This window comes from Pseudomonas sp. BO3-4 (genome assembly GCF_034044115.1).
Classification (GTDB): Bacteria; Pseudomonadota; Gammaproteobacteria; order Pseudomonadales; family Pseudomonadaceae; genus Aquipseudomonas; species Aquipseudomonas alloputida.
In genome coordinates this window covers 3,296,522-3,316,364 of record NZ_CP139018.1, presented here as the reverse complement: position 1 = coordinate 3,316,364, position 19,843 = coordinate 3,296,522, and the positions used below count along the sequence as shown (strand labels likewise).

The following is a 19,843-nucleotide window of genomic DNA, read 5'->3' as shown; positions in this document are numbered from 1 at the left end:
GACCAGAACAATAACGATACCGAGTGCCTTGCCTATGGAAAGCCGCCTGCTGAGCGAGCGCAGTAGCGTGTTTCACCACGCCGACCCTTACGCTGTGTCCGATTATGTGAACCAGCATGTAGGCCAGCATTGCATCGGTCTGTCCCGCACCACCCACCCCCAGGCCAGCCTCAGCCATCGCAAGTTCGCCGAGCTCGACCTGTGCCGTATCAGCTATGGCGGCAGTGTTCGCGTGACGTCGCCCGCGCTGGAAACCATCTACCACCTGCAAGTCTTGCTCAATGGCAACTGCCTGTGGCGCGGGCACAAGCGCGAGCAGCACCTGGTGCCGGGCGAATTGCTGCTGATCAACCCGGACGACCCGGTTGACCTGACTTACTCGGAAGACTGCGAGAAGTTCATCCTCAAGGTGCCGACCCGGCTGCTGGACTCGATCTGCGATGAACAGCGCTGGCAGCGGCCTGATGGGGGCGTGCGGTTCTTACGCAATCATTACCGGCTGGAGGAGCTGGATGGCTTCGTCAACCTGCTGGCCATGGTTTGCCACGAGGCGGAAGTGAGCGATTCGTTGCCAAGAGTGCAGGGCCATTACAGCCAGATTGTCGCCAGCAAGCTGCTGACCCTGATGAGCACCAATATCCGCCGGGAGAGCCTCAGCTCACCGGGTGCAAGCCTGGAGCGGATCATCGACTACATCGACCGCAACCTTAAGTTCGAGCTGACAGCGGAGGCGCTGGCGGAGCAGGCGTGCATGAGCCTGCGCTCGTTGTATGCGCTGTTCGACCGGCACCTGCAGACCACACCCAAGCAGTACGTGCGACAACGCAAGCTGGAACAGGTGCGTGCCTGCCTGGGCGATGCCAGTTGCTCGGTACGTAGCGTGACCGAACTGGCCATGGATTATGGTTTTCTGCACCTCGGGCGCTTCTCCGAGGTGTATCGACAGCAGTTTGGCGAATTGCCGTCCGAAACCTTGCGCAACCGGCGTTAAACGGTACCGGTCTCTCGCGGGTACGCCCGCGAAGAGACGCTTGAACCTGTCACCTCAACCTGCACAAAACGGATAGCACCCCGCACAAACCGGATATTGCGACCCAATCCCAGCCTCTAACCTGACCAGGTCTAAACAATAACAAGGGAGACCCTGGCCATGTCCCTGGGATTCGACTACCTCAATGCCATGCTTGAGGACGACCGTGAAAAGGGCGTCTACCGCTGCAAGCGCGAGATGTTCACCGACCCACGCCTGTTTGACCTGGAGATGAAACATATCTTCGAGGGCAACTGGATCTACCTGGCCCACGAAAGCCAGATCCCCGAGAAGAATGACTTCCTCACCCTGACCATGGGGCGCCAGCCGATTTTCATCGCGCGCAACAAGGACGGTGAACTCAATGCCTTCCTCAACGCCTGCAGCCACCGCGGTGCCATGCTGTGCCGGCACAAGCGCGGCAACCGTTCCAGCTACACCTGCCCGTTCCACGGCTGGACGTTCAACAACAGCGGCAAACTGCTGAAGGTGAAAGACCCCAGCAACGCCGGCTACCCCGACAGCTTCAACTGCGACGGCTCCCACGACCTGACCAAGGTGGCACGCTTCGAGTCGTACCGGGGCTTTTTGTTCGGCAGCCTGAACGCCGACGTGAAACCGCTGGTCGAGCACCTGGGCGAGTCAGCGAAGATCATCGACATGATCGTCGATCAGTCGCCTGAAGGCCTGGAAGTGCTGCGCGGTGCCAGCTCGTACATCTACGAAGGCAACTGGAAGCTCACCGCCGAAAACGGCGCTGACGGCTACCACGTAAGCTCCGTGCACTGGAACTACGCTGCCACCCAGAACCAGCGCAAGCAGCGCGAGGCGGGTGACGAGATCAAGACCATGAGTGCTGGCGCCTGGGCCAAGCAGGGCGGCGGTTTCTATTCCTTCGACCACGGCCACCTGCTGCTGTGGACCCGCTGGGCCAACCCGGAAGACCGCCCGGCCTATGAGCGCCGCGACCAACTGGCCGCCGACTTCGGCCAGGCACGCGCCGACTGGATGATCGAAAACTCGCGCAACCTGTGCCTGTACCCGAACGTGTACCTGATGGACCAGTTCAGCTCGCAGATCCGCGTTGCCCGGCCGATTTCGGTGAACAAGACCGAAATCACCATCTACTGCATCGCGCCGAAAGGCGAGAGCGCCGATGCCCGCGCCAAGCGTATCCGCCAGTACGAAGACTTCTTCAACGTCAGCGGCATGGCCACCCCGGACGACCTGGAAGAATTCCGCTCGTGCCAGACCGGCTATGGTGGCGGCACCGGCTGGAACGACATGTCTCGCGGCGCGAAACACTGGGTCGAAGGCGCCGATGAGGCGGCCAAGGAGATTGAACTCGAACCCCTGCTGTCGGGCGTGCGCACCGAGGACGAAGGCCTGTTCGTGCTGCAGCACAAGTACTGGCAGGACACCATGATCCAGGCCCTCAAGGATGAACAGCAGCTGATCCCCGTGGAGGCCGTGCAATGAGCCTGTATGACACCGTGCGCGACTTCCTGTACCGCGAAGCGCGCTACCTGGACGATGCCCAGTGGGACCAGTGGCTGGAACTGTACGCCAGCGATGCCAGCTTCTGGATGCCGAGCTGGGACGATGACGACACCCTCACCGAAGACCCACAAAGCGAAATTTCGCTGATCTGGTACGGCAACCGTGGCGGCCTGGAAGACCGTGTGTTCCGCATCAAGACCGAGCGCTCCAGTGCGACCGTGCCCGACACCCGCACCTCGCACAACATCAGCAACATCGAGATCGTCGAGCAGGGCGAGGGCAGCTGCCAGGTGCGCTTCAACTGGCACACCCTGAGCTTCCGCTACAAGACCACCGACAGTTACTTCGGCACCAGCTTCTACACCCTCGACTTGCGCGGCGAGCAGCCGCTGATCAAGGCCAAGAAGGTGGTGCTGAAGAACGACTACGTCCGCCAGGTCATCGACATCTACCACATCTGATACAGGGTTTTGCGAGCATTGCCCGGTGCGTCTTGTGACGCGCCGTGGCCCGGCTCGCCCGCGAGGTGCAACATGAGCTACCAGATCGCACTGAATTTCGAAGACGGGGTTACCCGTTTCATTGAAGCCACCGGTCAAGAAACCGTGGCCGACGCCGCTTACCGCCAAGGCATAAACATTCCGCTGGACTGCCGTGACGGCGCTTGCGGGACCTGCAAGTGCAAGGCTGAGTCCGGTCGTTATGACCTTGGCGACAACTTCATCGAAGACGCCTTGAGCGAAGACGAAATCGCCGAAGGCTACGTGCTGACGTGCCAGATGCGCGCCGAAAGCGACTGCGTCATCCGCATCCCCGCTTCGTCGCAGCTGTGCAAGACCGAGCAGGCCAGTTTCGAGGCCGCCATCAGCGATGTCCGCCAGCTGTCGGTCAGCACCATTGCCCTGTCGATCAAGGGTGAGGCCCTGAGCCGTCTGGCCTTCCTGCCGGGGCAGTATGTCAACCTCAAGGTGCCGGGCAGCGAGCAGAGCCGGGCCTACTCGTTCAGCTCGCTGCAGAAGGACGGCGAAGTCAGCTTCCTGATCCGCAACGTACCGGGTGGGCTGATGAGCAGCTTCCTGACCAACCTTGCCAAGGCTGGCGACAGCCTGAGCCTGGCCGGGCCGTTGGGCAGCTTCTACCTGCGGCCGATCCAGCGCCCGCTGTTGCTGCTGGCGGGGGGTACCGGGCTGGCACCCTTCACCGCGATGCTGGAGAAGATCGCCGAGCAGGGCAGTGAGCACCCGTTGCACCTGATCTACGGCGTGACCAACGACTTTGACCTGGTCGAACTCGACCGCCTGCAAGCGCTGGCGGCACGTATCCCCAACTTCACCTACAGCGCCTGCGTCGCCAACCCGGACAGCCAGTACCCGCAAAAGGGCTATGTCACCCAGCACATCGAGCCACGCCACCTCAATGACGGCGATGTGGACGTATACCTGTGCGGGCCGCCCCCCATGGTGGAAGCGGTCAGCCAGTACGTGCGCGAACAGGGCATTACCCCGGCCAACTTCTACTACGAGAAGTTTGCGGCTGCGGCCTGATTCCTTTCATTTCGAACATGACACCGCCCCTGTAGGAGCGGGTTCACCCGCGAAGAGGCCTGCAGGTACAGCAGCGTTGTCTTGTCGGACGCATTCGCGGGTAAACCCGCGCCTGCAGGGCGCGCGGGAAGGCGGAGATTTGCATATGAACAACAGATTCCAAGGCAAGGTCGCCCTGGTCACCGGTGCCGCTCAAGGCATCGGCCGGGGTGTGTGCTGGCGGCTCAAGGCCGAAGGTGCGCAAGTGGTGGCCGTAGACCGTTCCGAACTGGTCCACGAGCTGGCCGGCGAAGGCATGCTCACCCTCACCGCCGACCTGGAGCAACACACCGATTGCGCCCGGGTCATGGCCAGTGCGGTGGAAACCTTCGGCCGCCTCGACATCTTGGTCAACAACGTCGGCGGCACCATCTGGGCCAAGCCTTTCGAGCACTACGATGTCGAGCAGATCGAGGCCGAAGTGCGCCGTTCGCTATTCCCGACACTGTGGTGCTGCCATGCCGCGCTGCCCTACATGCTTGAGCGTGGCAGCGGCGTCATCGTCAACGTTTCGTCCATCGCCACCCGTGGCGTCAACCGTGTGCCCTATGGCGCGGCCAAAGGCGGCGTCAATGCGCTCACCGCCTGCCTGGCCTTCGAAACGGCTGGCCGTGGGATCCGTGTCAACGCCACCGCGCCGGGTGGCACCGAAGCGCCGCCCCGGCGGGTACCGCGCAACAGTGCAGCGCAAACCGAGCAGGAAAAGCACTGGTACCAGCAGATCGTCGACCAGACCCTCGACAGCAGCCTGATGCACCGCTACGGCAGCATCGACGAGCAGGTGGGGGCCATTCTGTTCCTCGCGTCCGACGAAGCCTCGTACATCACCGGCGTGACCCTGCCGGTTGGGGGCGGCGACCTCGGCTGAACTGCAACCTCAAGGCAAAAGTTTTCTTCCAAAACAAAAACAAGAGCGACAGATGCCATGCGAACCCTTGATGTACACCCGATCATCGACAATGCGCGCTTTTCCCCGTTTCACTGGATGGTCATGGCCTGGTGCGGCCTGCTGCTGATTTTCGACGGCTATGACCTGTTCATCTACGGTGTGGTACTGCCGGTCATCATGAAAGAGTGGGGCCTGACCCCGTTGCAAGCCGGTGCACTGGGCAGCTATGCGCTGTTCGGCATGATGTTCGGCGCCCTGGCCTTCGGCAGCCTGGCCGACCGCATCGGGCGCAAGAAGGGCATTGCCATCTGTTTCGCCTTGTTCTCGGGGGCGACCATCCTCAACGGCTTTGCCAGCAGCCCGAGCGAGTTTGGCATCTACCGCTTCATCGCCGGCCTGGGCTGTGGCGGCCTGATGCCCAACGCCGTGGCACTGATGAACGAATACGCGCCCAAGCGCCTGCGCAGCACGCTGGTGGCGATCATGTTCAGTGGCTATTCGCTGGGCGGCATGCTGTCGGCAGGTGTCGGCATTTTCATGCTGCCGCGTTTTGGCTGGGAGTCGATGTTCTTCGCCGCAGCGGTGCCTCTGCTGCTGTTACCAGTGATTCTTTACTACCTGCCTGAATCCATCGGCTTCCTGGTGCGCCAAGGCCGTATCGAGGAAGCACGCACATTGCTCAAACGGCTGGACCCGGACTGCGATGTCCAGGCCGATGATGTGCTTCAGGCGGCCGACCGCAAAGGCAGCGGCGCTTCGGTGCTGGAACTGTTCCGCAATGGCCTGGCGATTCGCACCCTGGCGCTGTGGGTTGCGTTCTTCTGCTGCCTGCTGATGGTCTACGCCCTGAGTTCCTGGCTGCCAAAGCTGATGGCCAACGCCGGCTACAGCCTGGGCTCAAGCCTGTCATTCCTGCTGGCCCTGAACTTTGGCGGCATGGCTGGGGCAATCCTCGGCGGCTGGCTGGGCGACCGCTACAACCTGGTCAAGGTGAAGGTGGCGTTCTTCATTGCCGCCGCACTGTCGATCAGCCTGCTGGGGGTGAACAGCCCGATGCCGGTGCTGTACCTGCTGATCTTCATTGCCGGCGCCACCACCATTGGTACGCAGATTCTGCTGTATGCCGGCGCGGCGCAGATGTACGGCCTGTCGGTGCGCTCTACCGGCCTGGGCTGGGCCTCGGGCATCGGCCGTAATGGCGCCATCGTCGGCCCGCTGCTGGGCGGTGCGCTGATGGGCATCAACCTGCCACTTCAACTCAATTTCATCGCCTTCGCCATTCCTGGCGCCATCGCCGCGCTGGCCATGGCCGTGCACCTGGCCAGTGGTCGGCGCCACGCCCAGGCCCTGGCGGCGCAGGCCTGAACCGAACAGAACAAGACGAGGTAACCCCCATGACCGTGAACATTTCCCATACTGCCGAGGTACAGCAGTTCTTCGAGGAGGCCGCAGGCTTCGGTAATGCGGCCGGCAACCCACGCCTCAAACGCATCGTGCAGCGCCTGCTGCAGGATACCGCGCGGCTGATCGAAGACCTGGACATCAGCGAAGACGAGTTCTGGCACGCCGTCGACTACCTCAACCGCCTGGGCGGTCGTGGCGAGGCCGGGCTGCTGGTGGCGGGGCTGGGCATCGAACACTTCCTCGACCTGCTGCAGGATGCCAAGGACCAGGAGGCAGGGCGCGTTGGCGGTACCCCACGCACCATCGAAGGCCCGTTGTACGTGGCTGGCGCACCGATTGCCCAAGGTGAAGTGCGCATGGACGACGGCAGCGAGGAGGGCGTGGCCACGGTGATGTTCCTGGAAGGCCAGGTGCTGGACCCGCACGGACACCCGCTGCCGGGTGCCACGGTCGACCTGTGGCATGCCAATACCCGTGGTACCTATTCGTTCTTCGACCCAAGCCAGTCGGCGTACAACCTGCGTCGGCGCATCGTTACCGATGCCCAAGGGCGTTACCGCGCGCGCTCCATCGTGCCATCGGGCTATGGCTGCGACCCGCAGGGGCCAACCCAGGAATGCCTGGACCTGCTGGGTCGTCATGGCGAGCGCCCGGCCCATGTGCACTTCTTTATCTCGGCGCCCGGGTACCGGCACCTGACCACGCAGATAAACCTGTCGGGGGACAAGTACCTGTGGGATGACTTTGCCTATGCCACACGGGACGGGCTGGTCGGGGAGGTGGTGTTCGTCGAAGGGCCGGAGGGTCGGCATGCCGAGCTGAAGTTCGATTTCCAGTTGCAGCAGGCCCAGGGCGGTGCCGATGAGCAGCGCAGCGGGCGGCCGCGGGCTTTGCAGGAGGCCTGATCCACCGAGTGGGCTGTTTCGCGGGCATACCCGCTCCCACAGGTGAAGCCTGTGCAGTCGTTGTGGGAGCGGGCAAGCCCGCGAAGCAGCCAACACCCAAACAAGAGCCCGCCACAAAGGCCGGCCGCTGGCTTGCGAGAAGCTTCATGAAAACGCTGATCAAGGACTGCTCTGTGTCGGCCATCGTCGCCGGCAGCATTGCCACGACGATCTCCTACGCCGGCCCGTTGGTGATCATTTTCCACGCCGCCGAAGCGGCCGGCCTGTCGCACCAGCAGTTGTCATCCTGGGTCTGGGCCGTGTCCATGGGCAGTGCGGTACTCGGTGCGCTGCTCAGCCTGCGCTACCGCGTGCCGGTAGTGATCGCCTGGTCGATCCCGGGGTCGGCGCTGTTGGTCACCGCCTTGCCGCAACTGGGCCTGGCGCAGGCCGTGGGCGCCTACTTGGTGGCCAACCTGGTCCTGCTGCTGATCGGCATCAGCGGGGCCTTCGACCGCATCATCGCGCGCCTGCCGGGTTCTATCGCTGCCGGTATGCAGGCCGGGATCCTGTTCAGTTTTGGCATCGAGGTGTTCCGCGCCTTGCCGGTGCAACCGCTGCTGGTACTGGCGATGTTCGTCACCTACGTGCTGATGCGTCGGGTGCAGCCGCGCTATGCCGTGGCTGCGGTGCTGGGCGTGGGCATGCTGGTGACCGTGGCCAGCGGTACGTTGCGCAGCGAGGCACTGGTGCTGGAACTGGCCTCACCCCAGTGGGTTACCCCCCAGTTCAGCCTGTCGGCGGTATTCAGCCTGGCGCTGCCGATGGTGCTGGTGGCACTGACCGGGCAATTCATGCCGGGTATGGCGGTACTGCGCAACGCTGGCTATGCCACGCCGGCCAGCCCGCTGATCAGCGCCAGTGCCCTGGCTGGGGCGCTACTGGCGCCGTTCGGTTGCCACGGGCTGAACCTGGCGGCGGTTACCGCCAGCCTGTGCACCGGCCATGAAGCCCATGAAAACCCGCAACGGCGCTATGTAGCGGCGGTGGCTGGCAGTGTGTTGTACCTGCTACTGGGCATTGCCGGGGCCACCTTGATGTCGCTGTTCGCCGCCTTTCCCGCCGTCCTGATCGCGGCCCTGGCCGGTTTGGCCCTGTATGGCGCCATCAGCGAAGCCCTGGTCCGCAGCCTGGCAGAACCGGCCGAGCGCGACGCCGGGCTGTTCACCTTCCTGGTCACCGCTTCGGGGGTGGCTTTCCTGGGCCTGTCGGCGGCGTTCTGGGGGCTGCTGTTCGGCCTGCTGGCGCACGCGCTGCTGAGGCTGCGCCAACCACGTGCCCGGGAGGTGCTGCGCCGTACCCCATGAACTGCCGTTTTTCCAACGCTTTACCCATAAAAACAAGATCAAGAGAGCTTCGGAATGAACCACACCCCTTGCGTTGCCCTGGGCCTGACACTGCTCAGCCAGCCACTGCTGGCTGCCGAAGGCGGCTTCTTCGAGGACTCGAAGGCCACCCTGAGTGCCCGTAACTACTACTTCAGCCGCGATTTTTCCGACATTGTCGGGGCCAACAAACAGTCCAAGGCCGAGGAGTGGGCCCAGGGTTTCATCCTCGACTTCAAAAGTGGCTACACCCCGGGCCCGGTCGGCTTTGGCGTGGACGCCCTGGGCTTGCTGGGCATCAAGCTGGACAGCAGTCCAGACCGCACCAACACCGGCCTGTTGCCGGCGCATGGCGACGGCCGCGCTGCCGACGAGTACAGCCGCCTGGCGCCGACCTTCAAGGCGCGGATATCAAAAACCGAACTGCGTGCAGGTGAACTGCAACCGAACCTGCCGGTGCTGACTTTCAGTGATATTCGCCTGTTGCCACCCACCTATCAGGGCCTGAGTTTGAGTTCGTCGGAAATCGACGGGCTGACTATGCAGGCCGGGCACTTGAAAAGCACCCACCTGCGCAACGAAGGTGGCGACGGCAAGATGAACGCGATGCTCGGCCATGTGCCGATGCGACAGGCCGAAAGCGACGCGTTCAACTATGTGGGAGGGGACTATGCGTTCAATGCCAATCAGAGCAGCGTCAGCCTTTGGTACGGTCAGCTGGAGGACATCTACCAACAAGGCTTCGTTGGCCTGAAGCACAGCAAACCCGTCGGGGACTGGGTACTCAGCGCCAACCTGGGTTATTTCACCGCGCGTGAGCAAGGCGATGCGCTGCTGGGCAACATCGACAACCAGGCGTTCTTCTCGCTGTTCACTGCCCGGCATGGCGGGCACAGCTTCCACGCCGGCTACCAGGGCATTTATGGCGATAGCCCGTTCCCACGGGTATTCGCCAACATCTCGCCGCTGGGCAACGAGGTGCCGACCTATGAGTTTGCCTACACCGATGAACGCTCGTATCAGGTGCGCTACGACTACAACTTCGCCGCCATGGGCGTGCCGGGCCTGACAGCGACTGTGCGCTACATAACCGGTAACAATGTCGACACCGGGCTGGGTTACGAAGGGCGTGACCGCGAGCGTGACCTGGATATCGGCTATGCGGTGCAGAGCGGGGCACTGAAAGGGTTGGGGATACGGGTGAGGAACGCCATGGCGCGCTCCAACTACCGCAGTGATATCGACGAGAACCGCCTGACGCTGGTGTACACCTGGCAGCTGTTCTGAGCCTTCCAGGAGAATTGCGCATCAGGGGTGTATGGGGGTAGCGTGCGGAAACGACTCTTTCAGGAATCCCCACCTTGGACTCCATCACCCAAGCCGTACTCGGCGCGGCGCTGCAAGGGACCGTGCTCGGGCGCATCCAGGGCCGACGCTCGCTGCTGTATGGTGCAGCACTGGGCACGCTGCCGGACCTGGATGTGATCATTCGCTATGCCGACCCGGTGTCGCAGATGACTTATCATCGCGGCTTCTCTCACTCGTTGTTCGTGCTCACCGGCCTGGCCTTGCTGTTGGCCTGGCTGGTCAACAGGCGCTGGCCCGGCAAGGGGTATACCTTGCCCAGGCTTTTTGTGGCGTTCTGGCTGGTATTGGTAACCCATCCGGTGCTCGACGCCTTCACGGTTTACGGCACGCAGTTGTTCTGGCCTTTGCACACCACCCCGGAAAGCTGGGCGGCGGTGTTCATTATCGACCCGGTCTACACCGTGCCGCTGCTGGCTGCGGTGGTCTTCACCCTCATGAAGGGCGTGACCCGCAGGGCTACCCGCCTGCTGACCATGGCCCTGGTGTTCAGTACATGCTACCTGGGTTTCGGCCTGGCGGGGCGCATGGCTGCCGAGCAGCGCTTCCAGTCGGCACTGGACCAGCAAGGTGTCGTCGTGAGCGAGGTGCGTGCCGTGCCGATGGCCTTCAACAGCCTGGTCTGGCGGGTGTTGGCCAAGACCCCGGATGGCGATTACTACGAAGGCATCAGCAGCGTGCTCGACCAGCAACCACCCGAAATGCAACGCTTGTCGCGCAACCTGGAACTGGCGCAAGCACTGAACAATGACCCTTTGCACCAGCGCTTGCGCTGGTTCACCGATGACTGGCTGCGTTATGACCAGATTGGCGACGCACTGGTGGTCACCGACCTGCGCATGGGTATCCCGGGGAATTACACCTTCCGTTTCAACATGGCTCAGCGCGATCATCAAGGGCAGTGGAGGGTCGGTGTCCCTTCGCCGTGGCGAGGCAGCGGGCCTGGCTCGCTGTTCAACGCTCAAGAGCTGATGCTTATCTGGCGACGCATTGTCGACCAGCAGCCGCCACTGCCGCTGGCTAACTGGACCGATCGCTACCTCGGGCAAACGGAAGCTGCAAGGCAGCCCCACTAGATCAGGAACCTTGCATTGCCTGAAATCGCACCCATCTATGGCGGTTCGATCAGCGTCAGGAAAACACCATGGAACCCAACCGCTTCGGCGATATCGCCGCTTTCGTCAGCGCCGCGAAGGCCGGTAGCTTCACCGCTGCGGCTGCCAGCCTGGGCCTGACGCGTTCAGCGGTGGGCAAGAGCATCGCCCGCCTGGAAGCCCGCATGGCGGTGCGCCTGCTCAACCGCACTACGCGCAAGCTGAGCCTGACCGATGAAGGCCTGGTGGCGTTCGAGCGCTGGCGGCAGATTCTGGATGACCTGGACGAGGTCGAAAGCACCATGGCCCTGCGCCGCGGCAAGCCCACTGGCACCCTGCGCCTGACCGCACCGCTGTCGCTCGGGCAGCGCCATGTATTGCCTATCCTCGACCAGTACCTCAAGCAATGGCCCGAACTGCGGGCGGATATCCGCTTCACCGACCGTTTCGTTGATCTGGTCGAAGAGGGCGTGGACGTCGCCGTGCGCATCGGTGCACCTAAGGAAGACTCGCAATTGCTGACGCGCACCGTCGCCTGGCAGCAGTTCGTGACCTGTGCATCGCCTGCGTATCTGGAGAAGCGCGGTGTGCCGCAGATGCCCGGCGACCTCTATGGCCATGACAAGATCGCCTTCCTAGCGGGCGAGAAGGCCATGCCCTGGCGCTTTCACACAGAAGCGGGGCTGCACCTGTGCGAAGATCCCGGGCGGCTGAACATCGACAGTTCCGAGGCCATGCTTGACGGCGCCCGGGCCGGTTTCGGCCTGATTCACCTGCCGACCTATATCACCGGTGACGACCTGCGCGCTGGCAATCTGGTGGAGGTACTGCACGCCTACCGACCCCCGGCAGACCCCATTCGCATCGTCTACCCAAGCAAGCGCCACCTGTCCCCTCGGGTACGCGGCTTCATCGACTTGTTGGTGGCCAGCTGGGAGCCGGGCGTGCCTTGGGAATACTGATTGGGGAATGCCAGGCCCCTATGCCGGGCCTGAAACCGGGTTTATCGCTGGCGGCGCAGCATGGAAACTGGCAGCCACTGATAATCCCTCTGGAGACCCCATGACTGCACTGTCCGTACTGGATCTGGTCATGATCGGCGAAGGCAAGACCTTCGCCGATGCGATCGAAGAATCCCGCCAGCTGGCGCGGCATGTCGAACAACAGCACTACAGCCGCTACTGGATCGCCGAGCACCATGACATGCCGGGCATTGGCTCGGCTGCCACTTCGCTGGTGATCAACGAAATCGCCAACGCCACCCGACACATTCGTGTTGGGGCTGGCGGCATCATGCTGCCCAACCATGCGCCGTTGGTGGTGGCCGAACAGTTTGGCACCCTCGATACATTGCACCCGGGCCGTATCGACCTGGGCCTGGGCCGTGCGCCAGGCACGTCCGGGCCGACCGTGCGTGCATTGCGCGGCGCCGCGCCAGAGCGAGATTTCAGCCAGGACATCGCCGAGCTGCGTGATTACCTGGCGGACAACGGCAAACGCCGGGTGCGCGGCGTACCGGGTGCGCACGATGTGCCGGTGTGGATCCTCGGTTCCAGCCTGTTCGGTGCTGACCTGGCGGCGAAGCTGGGCCTGCCTTATGCCTTCGCCTCGCACTTTGCCCCGCGTTACCTGCTGCAGGCCATTGCCCATTACCGCGCCAACTTCCAGCCTTCCGCGCAACTGGCCAAACCCTATGTGATGGTTGGCATGAACCTGTTCGCCGCTGCCAGCGATGCTGAGGCGGACTACCTGGCCAGCTCCCACCGCAAGTGGATGCTGGACCTGCATGTCGGGCGCTTTGGCTTGCTGCCCAAGCCGCAAGAGGGTTACATCGAACGCTTGCCGGACCACGAGCGCGCCGTGCTCGAGCAGGTGATGGCCTGCACCGTAGCCGGAGGGCCTGAACGGGTGAGGGAAGGGCTGCGCTCGCTGATCGAGCAGACCGGGGCGGACGAGCTGATGATCGACTGCCGCATCCATGACCCGCTGGCGCGGCAGCGGTCACATGCCTATGCCGCGCAGGCGCTGGCTGAACTGGGCTGACACGACAAAAACCGGGCGCCCGCAAGAGCGCCCGTTTTTGCATCAAGCCTGCTTCAGGAACGGATAATCCGTATACCCTTCAGGCCCATTGGCGTAATCGAACTTCGCCCGGTGCTCATTCAGCGGCGCTTGCAGCCGCAGACGCTCCACCAGGTCGGGGTTGGCAATGTAGGCGCGCCCGAACGCCACGGCATCGATCAAACCCCGCCCGATGAGGTCTTCGCCTTTCTCGGCGGTATAGGCACCGGCCGCGATGATCACCCCGGGGTAGGCGGCGCGAATGGCCTGGCGGAACTCGTCACGCAGTGGCTTGCCACCGGCCCAGTCCGGCTCGGACAGGTGCAGGTAGGCGAGGTTTCGCTTGGCCAGTTCGCGGATCAGGTACAGGCCGGCGGCTTCCTGGTCTTCGCCATTGTCCACACCATTGAAACCACCCAGCGGGAACACGCGAATACCGACCCGGTCGGCGCTCCAGTTGGCAATGGCCGCATCCACCGCCTCCAGCACAATGCGCGCACGGTTTTCAACGCTGCCGCCGTAGCGGTCTTCGCGCTGGTTGGCACTGGGGGTGAGGAACTGGTGCAGCAGGTAACCGTGGGCGGCGTGCAACTCGATGAAGTCGAAGCCGGCTTCACAGGCATTGATCGCGGCCTGGCCAAAGTCGGCGACGATGCCAGCGATCTCCGCTTCGCTGAGCGCCCGGGGGGCGGAGGTTTCCACGCGTGTCAGGTTGCCTTGCGCGTCACGCAGGGTGGTGCGTGCGTCCGCCGGCAGCGCCGAAGGGGCCACGGGTGCCTCGCCGCCAGGTTGCAGCGAGGTATGCGACACCCGCCCGGTGTGCCACACCTGCACGGCGCTGTGGCCGCCATCGGCATGGATGCCTTGGTTGATGTGCTTCCAGGCAGCGATCTGTTCGGCGCTGTGAATGCCGGGCGAGCCAGAATAGCCCTTGGCCTGGAAGGAGATTTGCGTGGCTTCAGTGATGATCAGGCCAGCACTGGCGCGCTGACGGTAGTACTCGGCCATCAGCGCGGTGGGTACATCACCCGGCTCCAAGCTGCGCAGGCGGGTGAGGGGGGCCATGAATACGCGGTTGGGCAGGGTGAGTGGGCCGATTTGCAGCGGTTGCAAGAGTTTCATTGCAGCTCCAGAGGTGGAAAACCAATGGTGCGCACGATACCGAGGTGATTGGGGAAAGGGGGGACCGGGAGCCCGGCTCAGGGCTCCCCAATGCGTCAGCTGCGTGCCAGCCGCCCAGTCACATAATGCGCCACGTCATTGAAGCCCGGCGTGGACGCATGCCCTGGCGTTACCAACGAATCGATGAACGCCTCATCCTCTGCGGTAATCTTCACCGCCAATGCGCCGCCATAGGTATCCCACTGCTCCTCGGTCCGCGGCCCGACAATCGCGGAACTGACCCATTGGTTATTCAACACCCAGGCAATGGCGAATTCGACAATACCCACCCCCTTGGCCTCTGCATACGTCTGAATCTGCCGGGCAATGGTCAGCGACTCCTGGCGCCACTCCACTTCCATGATGCGTTTGTCCTGCCGCCCTGCGCGGCTGCCGGCGTCCGGCACCGCGCCCGGCGCATACTTGCCGCTGAGCACGCCCCGGGCCAGCGGGCTGAAGGGTACGACGCCCAGACCATGGGCGGCGGCGGCCGTGAGCTGTTCGGGCTCGGCCTGGCGGTTGACGATGTTGTACAGCGGCTGGCTGACTACCGGCCTGGGCACGCCAAGGCGCTCGGCAACATGGCAGACCTCGGCAATGCGCCAGCCACGGAAATTGGACACCCCCCAGTAGCGGATCTTGCCCTGGCGCAACAAGTCGCCAATGGCCTGCACGGTCTCCTCCAGCGGTACCTTGTGGTCTTCGCGGTGCAGGTAGTAGATGTCCAGATAGTCCATGCCCATGCGGGTCAGTGTGGCATCCACGGCATTGAAGATGTGCTTGCGCGACAACCCGCTGCGGTTAGGCAGGCCGTCGGCCGGGCCGAAGCCGACCTTGCTGGCGACGACCCAGTCATGGCGATGGCGCGCCACGGCTTCACCGACGATTTCTTCCGAGCGCCCGGCGTTGTACACGTCGGCGGTGTCGATGAAGTTGATGCCTTGGTCCCAGGCCTTGTCGATGATGCGCAGGGCATCCTCGGTACGGGTCTGCTCGCCGAACATCATGCTGCCCAGGGTAAGGGCGGAAACCTGCAGGCCACTGTGGCCGAGGGGGCGGTAGATCATGCGCGTGGGTCCTTATGCAGTCGGCTGACCTGCCTGTTTTACACACAACCGGGATGCATTGAAAGGCACCCCTCAGCCAATGAGCGCCAAAGCCTCCTGCAGGCTCAAGGGGCGCTTCAGGCGTTGCGACAGCGTCGCCATGGCATCGGAGTAACCCTTGGCGATAACGGCCTCGACGCGTTCATCCACACACTGCAGGGCAACAAAATCGCCGTTTTCCGGGTCACCGACGAATTCGATCCGGTTCCAGTCTCTGGCATGGCCTAGCACTTCATAGGTACGGCCATGCTGGTAGGTCCAAAAGAACGGTACATCGGCATAACGGCGTTGTTCGCCAAGCATGTTGGCGGCGGCGATCACCCCGTGTTGCTGGGCCAGGCGCCAGTGCTCGATGCGCACCGGGCGCCCCGTGAGCGGGAACGTGGCGATGTCACCGGCGGCCCACAAACCGTCAGCTGCGCGCATTTCGGCGTCGACCCTCACCGATTTGTCTTCGCCAAGCGGCACCCCTTGAAGGAACGCGGTGGCGGGTTTTACCCCGGTGCCGAACAGCACCAAGGGGGTCTGCAGCCGTTCACCATTGGCCAGTTGCACCGCTTCGACCTTGTCCTGGCCTTCGATCCGCTCGACCTCGGTGGGGCCGTGGAAGGTGATGCCTTTTCGTTCATGCAGCGCGCGAATGCAGCGCCCGATACGCTCGCCCAACTGTCGGGCCAGAGGGACTTCGTGGCGCGAGACCACGTGCACCTGCACGCCATACTTGCGCAATGCCGAGGCTGCCTCCAGGCCGATGAAGCCGTCACCGACGATGACCACCGGTTGGCCAGGCTCGGCTGCGTCGAGCAACTGTGCAGCATCTTCCAGTGAGCGGAGGGTGAACACCCCGGGCAGGTCGGCGCCGGGAATGTCTGGGCGCAGTGCTTTACCGCCGGTTGCCAGCAGGCAGGCGTCGTAATCGATCTGCTGACCATCGGCGAGGGTGACCTGGCGCTTCTGGCTGTTCAGGGTGCGCACCTTGCCGTGCTTGCGCTGCAGTTGGCCCTTGCGCAGGGCGTCGGCTTCGAGCAGCGCGGGGACCTCATCGGGCGGCATCTGCCCGGCAATCACGAATTTGCTCAGTGCTGTGCGATCGTAGGCCGGCTGGCGCTCCTGGTCGATCCATACCAGCCTGCCCGCGAAGCCATGAGCCAGCAGCGTGGCGACGGCGGCGCTGCCGGCGGCCCCGGCGCCGACCACCACAAAACAGCGGGCATCGCTGTGCCTGGGCGGTTCGGTTGCCGACAGGGGCTGGTCATCGACCCAGACTTCATCGCCCTTGATCCACGCCTTGTAGCGGCGCAGGTCGGCGAGTGCAGGCGGCTCACAGACCACGCCATCGTCAACGGCGAATGCAGCTTTGTGCCAAGGGCAGACCAGCAAACCACCGCAAACCACGCCTTCATCAAGGGGGGCGCCTGCGTGGGGGCAGTTGCCCTGGTAGGCGTGTACCTGATCGCCTTGGCGGATGAGGATGAGTTCTTCGTTGCCGGCCTGGACGCGCAGGGGGCGGTGCTCGTCGAGCTGGGCCAAGCGGGCCACGGCGTACTGGGTCATGGGGGCTTCTCCAAAGGGGCCTTTGGAACCATTTGACGCCTGGGGCGGGAAGGGGATGCGTTGAGCTGACGATCGGTGGCGGGTGTGGATTTGGTGTGGCTTGGGTGGGCATCATTGCAGGCTTGCCCGTGCCCACAGGCTTGAAACTTGTGGGCGTGGGCAAGCCTGCGAATGCCTCAACTCACCCGTGCAGTACTCAGCGAACCCGCTCGCGTAACACGCAAGGCCACCAGGCTACCCAATACGATCAACGCCGCGAGCGAATACAGTGCGGCATCGGTTGAACCGGTCTGGTCCTTGATGAACCCGACCAGGTACGGGCTGAGAAACCCCGCCATCTGGCCTACCGAGTTGATGATCGCCAGACCTGCCACGGCGGCTCCGGCACTGAGCAGCGCAGTCGGCATTGGCCAGAACATCGGCAAACCGGTAAGCGCGCCCATGGTGGCGATCGACAAGCCAAGAATGGCAATGCTCGGGTTGCCGGCGAAGTTCACCGCAATCAGCAGACCGACGGCGCCCATCAGCATTGGCACCACCAGGTGCCAGCGGCGCTCGTTGCGCAGGTCGGCTGAGCGCCCGCAAAGAATCATGAACACACCCGCCAGCAGGTACGGGATGGCGCTGAGCCAGCCGATCAGCAGCGGGTTGTCGAAGCCCATGCTCTTGATGATCGAGGGTAGCCAGAAGTTGATCGCGTATACGCCGCTCTGAATGCAGAAGTAGACGAAGCCGAAGGTCCAGATCAGCGGGTTGGTCAACACGGCCAGCACGCTGTCGCTGGTGGTGCTCGGTTTGCTTGCGGCATCGGCCTGCAGGTCGGCAGCGATCAGCTGACGTTCAGCCGGGCTCAGCCAGGCGGCTTTCTGGTAGCCGTCACTGAGCAGGAACACCGCCAGTACGCCCAAGGCCACGGTCGGCAGGCCCTGGATCAGGAACATCCACTGCCAGCCGGCCAGGCCGTGCTGGCCGGCGGCAAAATGTTCGAGGATCCAGCCGGAGAACGGCCCGCCAAGCAGGCCCGATACCGGGATCGCCGACATGAAAAGGGCCATGATGCGGCCGCGCCGGGCCGCCGGGAACCAGCGCGAGAGGTACAGCACCACACCCGGGAAGAAGCCGGCTTCGGCAGCGCCGGTGAGCAGGCGCAGGGTGTAGAACTCGGTAGGGGTGGTGACGAACAGCAGGCAGGTGGACAGGCTGCCCCAGGCGATCATCATCAGCGCGATCCAGCGCCGTGGGCCGAAGCGGTTGAGGGCCAGGTTGCTCGGCAGGCCGCACAGTACGTAGCCGATGAAGAAGATGCCGGCGCCAAGGCCGTACACCGTTTCGCTGAATTTCAGGGCGTCGAGCATCTGCAGCTTGGCAAAGCCGACGTTGACGCGGTCCAGGTAGTTGAACAGGTAGCAGATGAAAATGAACGGAATCAGCCGCAAGGTGATACGCCGGTACAGCGCGTTGCGGGTGGTGTCCGTGCCTTGGTCAGGGGCGGGGCTGTGTGCCATGATCGGGTTCTCTGTTGTTATGGTTTTCGCCGCGTCGCCTGTTCCGGCGCTCGCCCTGACGAGTCTCGGGGACTGCGGCAAGCCTGTCTTTGTGCTTTTGCACAGCGCTTGGCCCAGGCTGCTGTGCCCGAGCCCAAAAGCCAAACACCTAAAGGACCCCGCAATGTTCGAACTCGACCATGACCTGGCGCAGGATATCGTTGACCGGGCAATGGCCATCTTGCCTTGCAACGTCAATGTCATGGACAGCCAGGGGTTGATCCTGGGCAGTGGTGAGCCGGAGCGCATCAACACCCGTCACGAGGGCGCGCAGCTGGTCTTGGCCAATGGCCGGATCGTCGAACTGGATACCGACGCGGCCAAGTGCCTGAAGGGCGTGCAGCCCGGCGTGAACCTGCCATTGATGCTCGATGGGCGGCTGATGGGCGTGTTGGGCCTGACCGGCGACCCGCAGCAGGTGCGCACCTATGGCGAGCTGGTGCGCATGACCGCCGAAATGCTGCTGGCCCAACGCAATTTACAGGCTGACCAGCAATGGCGAAGGCAGCGCTGTGACGACCTGCTGGCGCTATTGCTCGGCGGCAGCGGTAACTCGCCGCGCTTGCTGGACGAAGCCCGTCAGTTGGGCTTGAAACCTCAGCTACCGCGGATACCGTGCCTGTTCGAGATTGCCTCGGGGCCACCTGCCGAGGCGCTGGCCGCATGGTTGATGAGCCGTTATCCGGATAGCTGGTGCGTCAGCCCGGCCCGCCAGTCGTTGCTGTGGTGCCGCCCGGCAGGCGTGGCACTGGATGAACTGCGCCTGCTGGAACGCCTGCAACGCCACGGCTGGAACATTGAGCGACTGGCCCTGGGCAGTGCAGCGCAGAGCCTGGAGCAGTTACGCCGTGGGTACCGCCGGGTGCGTGACTTGCTGGCCTATGGCCGCGAAGTGTTGCCCAGCGAACGATTGCTCAGCCTGCAGCGCTACCGGCTGCCGGCGCTGCTGTGGCGCCACCGTAACGACGACGCGCTGGACGAGCTGCTGGAGCCGTTGCAGCGCATCCGCGCCAAGGACAGCAGTGGCCAGTTACTCGCCACCCTGCGCGCCTGGTGTGCCCATGACGGCCAGAGCCAGTCCTGTGCCGATGCCCTGGGCATCCACCGCAACAGCCTGCGCTATCGACTGGAGCGCATAGCCGAGCTGGGTGAGGTCGACCCGCTGCGCCTGGAAGGGATGCTTAGCTTGTATCTGGGGTTGCAGCTGTTGCCCGCTGACTGAAGTATTCACTTGCCGGCGGTTGGGCCAGAACAGGCAAAAAGGCATCTGCCCAAACAACCCG

General features: G+C 63.5%; 17 protein-coding genes. 13 read left to right on the top strand and 4 right to left on the bottom strand.

The annotated features are described in order from the left end of the window. The first annotated feature begins 34 nt into the window (after positions 1-34). From REH59_RS15455 to REH59_RS15400, 12 genes are all read left to right on the top strand, one after another. Entirely contained in the window at positions 35-991 is a 957-nt protein-coding gene (locus tag REH59_RS15455) for an AraC family transcriptional regulator (RefSeq protein ID WP_014859584.1), read from the top strand. 159 nt (positions 992-1,150) lie between these two features. After that, positions 1,151-2,509, top strand: a complete 1,359-nt coding sequence (gene benA, locus REH59_RS15450) for a benzoate 1,2-dioxygenase large subunit (protein ID WP_014859583.1) — start codon at positions 1,151-1,153, stop codon at positions 2,507-2,509. Then, positions 2,506-2,991 (top strand): benzoate 1,2-dioxygenase small subunit, encoded by a 486-nt coding sequence (gene benB, locus REH59_RS15445; RefSeq protein ID WP_004576276.1) that lies wholly within the window; start codon positions 2,506-2,508, stop codon positions 2,989-2,991. The genes benA and benB overlap by 4 nt, the downstream gene beginning before the upstream one ends. A gap of 72 nt (positions 2,992-3,063) precedes the next feature. After that, positions 3,064-4,074: a benzoate 1,2-dioxygenase electron transfer component BenC gene (gene benC / locus REH59_RS15440; protein WP_014756669.1), complete on the top strand. Its 1,011-nt coding sequence runs from the start codon at positions 3,064-3,066 to the stop codon at positions 4,072-4,074. A gap of 145 nt (positions 4,075-4,219) precedes the next feature. Further along, positions 4,220-4,981 carry a 1,6-dihydroxycyclohexa-2,4-diene-1-carboxylate dehydrogenase gene (locus REH59_RS15435; RefSeq protein WP_004374331.1) on the top strand — a complete coding sequence of 254 codons (762 nt, stop codon included), beginning with the start codon at positions 4,220-4,222 and terminating at the stop codon, positions 4,979-4,981. A 57-nt stretch (positions 4,982-5,038) separates the two neighbouring features. Continuing rightward, entirely contained in the window at positions 5,039-6,367 is a 1,329-nt protein-coding gene (locus REH59_RS15430; RefSeq protein ID WP_014859580.1) for an MFS transporter, read from the top strand. Between the two features lie 29 nt (positions 6,368-6,396). Then, positions 6,397-7,311, top strand: coding sequence for a catechol 1,2-dioxygenase (catA, locus tag REH59_RS15425; RefSeq protein ID WP_014859579.1), 915 nt, complete (start codon positions 6,397-6,399; stop codon positions 7,309-7,311). A 146-nt stretch (positions 7,312-7,457) separates the two neighbouring features. Continuing rightward, positions 7,458-8,657 (top strand): benzoate/H(+) symporter BenE family transporter, encoded by a 1,200-nt coding sequence (locus REH59_RS15420; RefSeq protein WP_014859578.1) that lies wholly within the window; start codon positions 7,458-7,460, stop codon positions 8,655-8,657. Between the two features lie 54 nt (positions 8,658-8,711). Then, complete coding sequence (locus tag REH59_RS15415; protein WP_014859577.1) at positions 8,712-9,962, top strand: OprD family porin; 1,251 nt, start codon at positions 8,712-8,714, stop codon at positions 9,960-9,962. Between the two features lie 74 nt (positions 9,963-10,036). Next, positions 10,037-11,116: a metal-dependent hydrolase gene (locus REH59_RS15410; protein ID WP_014859576.1), complete on the top strand. Its 1,080-nt coding sequence runs from the start codon at positions 10,037-10,039 to the stop codon at positions 11,114-11,116. 68 nt (positions 11,117-11,184) lie between these two features. Next, complete coding sequence (locus REH59_RS15405) at positions 11,185-12,096, top strand: LysR family transcriptional regulator (RefSeq protein ID WP_004374343.1); 912 nt, start codon at positions 11,185-11,187, stop codon at positions 12,094-12,096. Between the two features lie 100 nt (positions 12,097-12,196). Next, a complete protein-coding gene (locus REH59_RS15400) occupies positions 12,197-13,177 on the top strand; it encodes an LLM class flavin-dependent oxidoreductase (protein ID WP_004374344.1) in 981 nt (326 codons plus the stop codon). A 42-nt stretch (positions 13,178-13,219) separates the two neighbouring features. On the opposite strand, the gene REH59_RS15395 is transcribed toward REH59_RS15400, so the two are convergent. The 4 genes from REH59_RS15395 to REH59_RS15380 all read right to left on the bottom strand — a co-directional run bounded on the left by REH59_RS15395 (position 13,220) and on the right by REH59_RS15380 (position 18,521). Then, entirely contained in the window at positions 13,220-14,317 is a 1,098-nt protein-coding gene (locus REH59_RS15395) for an alkene reductase (RefSeq protein ID WP_004374351.1), read from the bottom strand. A gap of 95 nt (positions 14,318-14,412) precedes the next feature. Further along, complete coding sequence (locus REH59_RS15390; protein ID WP_014859575.1) at positions 14,413-15,423, bottom strand: aldo/keto reductase; 1,011 nt, start codon at positions 15,421-15,423, stop codon at positions 14,413-14,415. 72 nt (positions 15,424-15,495) lie between these two features. Next, positions 15,496-17,016 (bottom strand): apoptosis inducing factor family protein, encoded by a 1,521-nt coding sequence (locus REH59_RS15385; protein ID WP_014859574.1) that lies wholly within the window; start codon positions 17,014-17,016, stop codon positions 15,496-15,498. Between the two features lie 176 nt (positions 17,017-17,192). Then, positions 17,193-18,521 carry an MFS transporter gene (locus REH59_RS15380; protein ID WP_004374354.1) on the bottom strand — a complete coding sequence of 443 codons (1,329 nt, stop codon included), beginning with the start codon at positions 18,519-18,521 and terminating at the stop codon, positions 17,193-17,195. 163 nt (positions 18,522-18,684) lie between these two features. Here REH59_RS15380 and REH59_RS15375 point away from each other — a divergent pair, with 163 nt between their 5' ends. Then, a complete protein-coding gene (locus REH59_RS15375) occupies positions 18,685-19,782 on the top strand; it encodes a sugar diacid recognition domain-containing protein (protein WP_014859573.1) in 1,098 nt (365 codons plus the stop codon). Positions 19,783-19,843: the final 61 nt, after the last annotated feature.

Bases quoted from the DNA above. Each gene is read 5' to 3' on its own strand.
- REH59_RS15455 (WP_014859584.1), top strand. From the start codon at position 35: ATGGAAAGCCGCCTGCTGAGCGAGCGCAGTAGCGTGTTTCACCACGCC.
- benA (WP_014859583.1), top strand. From the start codon at position 1,151: ATGTCCCTGGGATTCGACTACCTCAATGCCATGCTTGAGGACGACCGT.
- benB (WP_004576276.1), top strand. From the start codon at position 2,506: ATGAGCCTGTATGACACCGTGCGCGACTTCCTGTACCGCGAAGCGCGC.
- benC (WP_014756669.1), top strand. From the start codon at position 3,064: ATGAGCTACCAGATCGCACTGAATTTCGAAGACGGGGTTACCCGTTTC.
- REH59_RS15435 (WP_004374331.1), top strand. From the start codon at position 4,220: ATGAACAACAGATTCCAAGGCAAGGTCGCCCTGGTCACCGGTGCCGCT.
- REH59_RS15430 (WP_014859580.1), top strand. From the start codon at position 5,039: ATGCGAACCCTTGATGTACACCCGATCATCGACAATGCGCGCTTTTCC.
- catA (WP_014859579.1), top strand. From the start codon at position 6,397: ATGACCGTGAACATTTCCCATACTGCCGAGGTACAGCAGTTCTTCGAG.
- REH59_RS15420 (WP_014859578.1), top strand. From the start codon at position 7,458: ATGAAAACGCTGATCAAGGACTGCTCTGTGTCGGCCATCGTCGCCGGC.
- REH59_RS15415 (WP_014859577.1), top strand. From the start codon at position 8,712: ATGAACCACACCCCTTGCGTTGCCCTGGGCCTGACACTGCTCAGCCAG.
- REH59_RS15405 (WP_004374343.1), top strand. From the start codon at position 11,185: ATGGAACCCAACCGCTTCGGCGATATCGCCGCTTTCGTCAGCGCCGCG.
- REH59_RS15400 (WP_004374344.1), top strand. From the start codon at position 12,197: ATGACTGCACTGTCCGTACTGGATCTGGTCATGATCGGCGAAGGCAAG.
- REH59_RS15395 (WP_004374351.1), bottom strand. From the start codon at position 14,317: ATGAAACTCTTGCAACCGCTGCAAATCGGCCCACTCACCCTGCCCAAC.
- REH59_RS15390 (WP_014859575.1), bottom strand. From the start codon at position 15,423: ATGATCTACCGCCCCCTCGGCCACAGTGGCCTGCAGGTTTCCGCCCTT.
- REH59_RS15385 (WP_014859574.1), bottom strand. From the start codon at position 17,016: ATGACCCAGTACGCCGTGGCCCGCTTGGCCCAGCTCGACGAGCACCGC.
- REH59_RS15380 (WP_004374354.1), bottom strand. From the start codon at position 18,521: ATGGCACACAGCCCCGCCCCTGACCAAGGCACGGACACCACCCGCAAC.
- REH59_RS15375 (WP_014859573.1), top strand. From the start codon at position 18,685: ATGTTCGAACTCGACCATGACCTGGCGCAGGATATCGTTGACCGGGCA.